Raw genomic sequence first — 6,394 nt, 5'->3', positions numbered from 1 at the left:
GCGGGACCGCCGGGGGCCGTGGGGTCGGTCGTCCCGTTCCCGGCGGGGAAGGTGTCCCCGCCCTCGGTGTCGGGCAGCGTGTCGCCGCTCTCCTCGGGGACGGCGTCCCCGCCCTCGGTGCCGTCCCCGGTGCCGCCCTGGCCGCCGTCCGTGGCGGGGCGCTCGGAACCGCCCGTACCGGAGGAGCCGCCGGACGACCCGCCGGACGACCCGCCCGAGGAGCCGCCGGAGGAGCCGCCGGGCGACCCGCCCGAGGCGCCGCCGGCCGCAGCACCGGAACGGCCGCAGTAGCCGTCCACCCTCTCCGGGCCTCCCGCGGCCCGCTCCAGTTCGGCGCGTTCCCGCCGGCCCAGCTCACCGCCCAGCAGCTTCTCGCACAGTGCCCGCAGACGCGCTTCCACCTGGGGTTGTCCGGAGCCGGCGTTTCCGGCCCGGTCGCCCGCACCGCCCGTTCCCGGAGCCGGCGAGCCGGTCTCCGCCGACCGCCCGCCGGGGCCGGCGCCGGGGCCGGTGCCGGCCGGATCGCCTTCGCCCGGGGCTCCCTGGCCGCCGCGTCCCTCGCCCTCTCCCGCGCCGTGCTCCCCTCCGCCGTCCTTCCCCGGCCGGCCGGAGAGGGAGTCGGCGGTGCCGGTCGGCGGCGGGAGGAGCCCGTCCGGCTCGGTGGACACACTCGCCGACGGGGCGGGCGAGCCGTTCCCTCCCCCGAACGGCGCGGGCAGCATTCCGCTGCCGGCCGCGATGGCGACCCCGCCGAGCACCCCGCCGAGCGCCAGCCCGGCGACGCCCACCCGCAGGGGGCGGCCGAGCGACCGCAGCCGGCTCCGGCGTCCGCCGGCGCCGGCCCCCGCCCCGGGCCGTGCGCGGGCCGCCCGGAAGGCCGCCAGCGCGGCGGCCTCCCCGGGCAGCTCACCGTCGTCACGCGCGCCGGGCACGGCGGCGCGGCCCGCTGTGGCGGCAGCGGTCGCGGGGACGGCGGCGAGTCTGTCGAGCGCCTCGGCCAGCGCCGGTGCGCCCGGTTCGTCCGCGTACGGCGAGGGGTGGGCCGACCGGCCGCGCAGCAGACGCTCCGCGGCCTCCTCGTCCAGCCAGCTGTACCGGTCGTCGGCCCTCACGTTTCCCTCAGCGTCCGTCGGGCCTTTTCCGTCACACTCCGTGCGGTTCCGGCCCTGGGTGCGGGCACCCCGTCACCGGCCCCTTCCTCCCCCTCCAGCAGTTCCGCGAGCTTGCGCAGGCCCCGGTGCGCGGCGGTGCGCACCGCGCCCGGCCTCTTGCCCAGCACCTGTGCGGCCCCCTTGGCGTCGAGGCCGACGACCACCCGGAGCACGACGGCCTCGGCCTGGTCGCGCGGCAGCCGGGAGATCAGGGCCATGGTGTGCCCGGTGCCGATCGACTCCAGGGCCTCGTCGAAGGTGTCGGACCCGGCGGGCAGCACCGCCAGTTCGTTGTCGTCGTCGACCGGGCTGGAGACGGGCCGCCGCCCCCTCGCCCGGATGTGGTCGAGCGCGCGGTTGCGGGCGATCCGCGCCGTCCAGCCGCGGAAGCGGTCGGCGTCCCCGTCGAACCGGTCGATGTCCCGGGCGATCTGCAGCCACGCCTCGGAGGCGACGTCCTCCGCGTCCGCGTCCGGAACCAGCGTCCGCACGTATCCCAGCAGGCGGGGATGCACGGCGCGGTAGACGGTACGGAAGGCGCATTCGTCCCCCTCGCGCGCCGCCCGCACCGCTGCGGTGAGTTCCGCGTCTTCCCCCTGCACGCCTTAGTCCTGCCCCACTTCGCGATGTAGCGCTCGCCCGCGCCCCTGGCCGGGCCCGGTCCCGCCGTGATGCTTCGATCTGCGTCTATGCGAAGCAGAACGCTACGACCTAGTGTGCGCTCCCGTCCATGCGGACGGGTCGGTAGTTACCGAGTTGAAGACGGCGGGGAGGCCGCGGGCATGGGTGGCGGAGAAGGGGCGGAGGGAGTGTGGGGGAAGAGGGCGAGCGGAGGGAGTAACAGTTTTCGGCCTCCCGGCGCTGATGGGTTTGACGGACCTCGCTCGGCGCGGCGGTCCGTGCTCGACGACGGCCGGGGTCTCTCCTGTGGGGGGTGGCGACCCCGGCCGTCTTCGCACCCCAACCCGGCCACGGGCCACCCTGTAACGGTTGAGTACCTGCCTCTCCCCCGGAGTGACGTTTCCTCTACGGTGAGCGCCTACCGATGGGCCCCGTGACGGACGCGGGGCGAGCGAGTCTCCGGACGAACGATCCAGACGACAAGGGGCGGGACACTTGAGTCCGCGAAGAACACGAGCGCGCAGAACATTGAGTCTGAGGAGGCGGACCTGGCTGACCCTGGGTGCCGTCGCGGTGGGCGGAGCCGGTGTGGTGACCGTCGCCGTGGCCAATCCGCCCGAGGACAGGGGGAACCCCGTGACCGCGTCGCCGGTCAAGGTGTACTCCGTGAGCCTGAAGACCAGGGGCGAGGGGCACAGCGGCGTGACCCGCCGCGACACCAAGCCGTTCAGCCTGCTGGGCATCTCCTGGCCCCGGGCGACCGCGGAGATCGGCGGCCGGGCCGAGGTCCGCACCCGCGACGTCGAGACCGGCCAGTGGACGCCGTGGCAGGAACTGGACCTGGACATCCACGTCCCCGAGGGCGAGGAGGGCCGGGAGGCCACGGCCCGCGGCGCGACCGCGCCCCGCTGGGTCGGCCCCTCCGACGGCGTCGAGGCCCGGGTGGTCTCCGCCGACGGGCAGACCAGTGACGAGTTCCCCGCCGGGATGCGGCTGGACCTGGTCGACCCGGGCGTGACGCCGCGCGAGGCGAAGGAGGCGAACGCGGCCGACCTCGGCCCGGCGGCCTTCGAGACGGCCGTGGACACGGGCATGCGGCCCGCCGCCTACGTCGCCGAGGACCCGGCGCCCACCGCCACCGCGAGCGACCCGGCCGGCGCCACCTCGGCCTCGCCCGCCGAACCGGAGCCCACCGAACCGGCGGCCACCGGGACGGAGTCCACCGCTCCGGGCACCACCGAGCCCACTCCCACCGGGACGGAGCCCACCGAGCCGGGCGCCTCCGGGAGCCCGACGGCCGGCCCGTCGCCGACCCCGACCGTGCCGACCGCGCCCGAGTCCACGGTCACCCGGCCGCCGATCGTCTCGCGCGCCGCCTGGGGTGCGGACGAGTCCATGGTCGAGGAGCCGTCGGCGTACCTGGAGGACGGCATCCAGGCGGCCTTCGTCCACCACACGGCGCTCGAGGACATCAACTACACCTGCTCCGACTCGGCCGCGATCGTGCGGTCGCTGATGACGTTCCACGTCAAGAGCAACGGCTGGAACGACCTGGGCTACAACTTCCTGGTCGACAAGTGCGGCACGATCTTCGAGGGCCGGCACGGCGGCGTCGACCTGCCCGTGGTGGGCGCGCACACCTACGGCTTCAACAGCTACTCCACCGGCATCGCGGTGATCGGCAACTACGCCGCGGGCGACGTGCCCACCCCCGACGTGACCGGCGCCGTCGCCAGGATCGCCGCCTGGAAGCTCGGCCAGTACGGCGTGGACCCCACCGGCAGGGTGACGCTCACCGCCATGGGGAACACCGGCGTGTGGAAGGAGGGTGAGCAGGCCACCCTGCGCACCATCTCCGGTCACCGCGACGGCTACAACACCGCCTGCCCGGGCCAGACGCTGTACGAGGAGCTGCCGGAGATCCGGCGCTTCGCCGCGAGCCCGGCCGCGAGCTCCGCGACTCCCACCGCCGACTTCAACCGCGACGGCATGGGCGACATGGCCGTGGGCACCCCCCGCGCCGCCGTGGGCGGCAAGTCCAAGGCCGGCACCGTCAGCGTGGCGCCCGGCGGCGTGGACGGCCCGGTGGCCTCCGCCAGGATCACCCTCTCCCAGTCCAGCCCGGGCGTCCCCGGCGCCTCCGAGACCGGTGACAGCTGGGGCTCGGCGGTCGCGTACGGCGACGTCAACGGCGACGGACACGCGGACCTGGCGGTCGGCGCGCCCGGCGAGGACGACACGGTGGGCAACACCGACTCCGGCGCGGTGACCGTCCTGTACGGTCCCGGCTTCACCAAGGCCAAGTGGCTGGAGGCGGCCGACGCGGACCGCACCGACGGGGCCCGGTTCGGCTCGACCGTCGCCGTCGGCGACTTCGACAGCGACGGCACCGCCGACGTCTTCACCGCCTCCACCCGCGGCCCGGCCAAGTGGTGGGCGTTCGACATCGCCGGCGGCACCGTGCGCAAGGGCACCCTGAGGACCGGCACCACCGGCACCATCGACTCCCTGGCCTCCACCACCGGCGACTTCAACCGCGACGGCTACACCGACGTGGTGCTCAACCACCGGGACTCCGGCGGCACCGGCCGGCTCACGCTCCTCAACGGGTCGGCCGACGGCCTGACCTACGTGGGCATGTCGTCCGTCAAGGGCGGCCGTTCGGTCGCAGCGGCCGACATCGACGGCGACGCTTACGCGGACCTGATCGTCGGTCAGCCGTACACGGCCGAGTCCGGCGCCCACAGCGGCGGCCAGATCACCGTGCTGCCCGGTTCGCCCGACGGGCCGACCACCACCGGCCGGAAGGTGTTCCACCAGGACACCTCCGGCGTCCCGGGAGGCGCCGAGGCCGGCGACGCGATGGGCTGGTCGGTCTCGGCGGGCGACGTCGACGGCGACGGGCACGCCGACGTCCTCGCCGGCCTGCCCTTCGAGGACCTCACCCGCGACGGCGCCGGCCGCAAGAACGCGGGCATGTCGATCCTGCTGTACGGCACCTCCTCGGGGCTGAGCTCCTCCGGTGCCATGAGCCTGCACCAGGACACCTCGGGTGTCCGCGGGGTCTCCGAGACCGACGACCGGCTCGGGGCGGGCGTCCTGCTCGCCGACATGTCCGGCTGGGGACGGGCGGACCTGGCCGTCGGCGCTCCGGGGGAGAACTCCTTCGACGGGACGATCCTCCAGTTCGACGCCGGCAGCCGGGGCGTCTCCACCTCGGGCGCCGTCTACTACAGCCGCTCGGCCATGGGCACGCCCCCGGGCGCCTGGCTGGGCTACCCGCTGGCTCCCTGAGCGAGCGGGCGGCGGCCGCCGCTGAACGGCGGCCGCCGGACAGCCCGCGGCGGAGAACGGAGAGGGACCGGACGGGGAACCCCGTCCGGTCCCTTCCGCCTTCTCCCGGGCGGGGCAGGGGTGTTCGCCTTCACCCCCGTACCGGATCCGCACCGGATCCGCACGGGCTGAGCCCGTGTGAAGCCGCCGTGTCGACGCGCCGCGCGGGAGCGTGGAAGGATCCCGTCCGTGAGTGATGCGGCGGATGGCGGCAACCGGCTCCACCCGGAGCACACCGGGGATCTGAACGCTGCGGTTCTCGGTGTGCGGCGGGGCGACGAGGCCGCCTTCCGCGCCGTCTACCGCCGCCTCAACCCCGAACTCCTGCGCTACGCGGCCGTCATCGTCGGCCAGGACGCGGAGGACGTCGTGGCCGAGACGTGGTTACAGATAGCCCGGGACGTACTGAGCTTCGAGGGGGACGGCGCCTCCTTCCGCCGCTTCGCCCTCGCCGTCACACGGAACCGGGCCCGCGACGTCCTGCGTCGCAGGAGGAGGCGTCTGCAGGAGATCACCGTACCGACCGACGAGCTGCCCGAACCGCGCGCGTCCGGCGCCCCCGGCGGGGAGGCCGCCCCGGACACCGCGGAGGTGGCCGGGGCGAAGCTGTCGACACGTGAGATCGTCTCTCTCATCGGCACTCTGCCCGTTCCGCAGGCCGAGGCGGTACTTCTGAGAGTGGTTCTGGACCTGGACACGAAGAGCACGGCCGAGATCCTCGGCAAGCGGCCGGGGGCGGTGGCGATGGCCCTGTCACGCGGTCTGAAGCAACTGGCCCGGCTGGTGGAACGGCCCGAGGCAACGGCGGTACGGAGGTGAACGAACCGATGCGGGACGGGGAGGAAGGCGCCCGTGTGACCGAGGCCGCGCTGCGCCGTCTGATCGCGGAGGGCTCCCGGCCCGGCTCCGGTCCGCGGGGCTCCGGCGACCCGCCGTCGGACGACAGCCTGCGCGCCCTCGCGGCCGTCCTCAACGCCGCGGTGCCGCCGGCGCCGCCGGGCTCCGGTGTGCTCAAGGGCGAGGAGGAGGCCCTGGCCGCCTTCCGGGCGGCCCGCGAGGAGCGGGCGGCCGCCGCCACCGGGGCGGCCGCCGGCCTGCGGGGCCGTCTGGCCCGGCTGACACGGCGTCTGGGCCGCACCCGTACGGGTGCGCTCGGTGTGGTCGCGGCCGCCGTACTCGGCAGCGGGGTCGCGGTGGCCTCCGGCGGGGTTCCGTTCCTGCCCGGGGGCGGCCCCGGCGGCACGCCCGGAGCCTCCCGGATGCCGGACACCGCCTCCACTCCCCCCGTC

General features: G+C 75.3%; 4 protein-coding genes and 1 pseudogene. 3 read left to right on the top strand and 2 right to left on the bottom strand.

Going from position 1 to position 6,394, the window contains the following annotated elements:
* The coding region (locus tag L7D48_RS29330) for a hypothetical protein (protein ID WP_305853171.1) at window positions 1-1,112 on the bottom strand (1,112 nt) is incomplete at its 3' end.
* Window positions 1,109-1,753 (bottom strand): RNA polymerase sigma factor, encoded by a 645-nt coding sequence (locus tag L7D48_RS23875; protein WP_093851108.1) that lies wholly within the window; start codon window positions 1,751-1,753, stop codon window positions 1,109-1,111. The genes L7D48_RS29330 and L7D48_RS23875, both read right to left, overlap by 4 nt.
* Before the next feature lie 547 nt (window positions 1,754-2,300).
* On the opposite strand from L7D48_RS23875, the gene L7D48_RS23870 reads away from it, so the two are divergent.
* The 3 genes and pseudogenes from L7D48_RS23870 to L7D48_RS23860 form a co-directional block, all read left to right on the top strand.
* Window positions 2,301-5,066, top strand: a complete 2,766-nt coding sequence (locus L7D48_RS23870; RefSeq protein WP_237882335.1) for an FG-GAP-like repeat-containing protein — start codon at window positions 2,301-2,303, stop codon at window positions 5,064-5,066.
* Window positions 5,067-5,294: 228 nt separating this feature from the next.
* On the top strand, window positions 5,295-5,924 hold the full coding sequence (locus L7D48_RS23865; protein WP_237882333.1) for an RNA polymerase sigma factor: 630 nt from the start codon (window positions 5,295-5,297) through the stop codon (window positions 5,922-5,924).
* A gap of 35 nt (window positions 5,925-5,959) precedes the next feature.
* Window positions 5,960-6,394 (top strand): annotated as a pseudogene (locus tag L7D48_RS23860) (hypothetical protein); the annotation flags it as partial.

This window comes from Streptomyces sp. ICN903, assembly GCF_022015835.1.
In the GTDB taxonomy this organism is placed as follows: domain Bacteria; phylum Actinomycetota; class Actinomycetes; order Streptomycetales; family Streptomycetaceae; genus Streptomyces; species Streptomyces fenghuangensis.
This window is presented reverse-complemented; position numbering and strand designations above follow the sequence as displayed.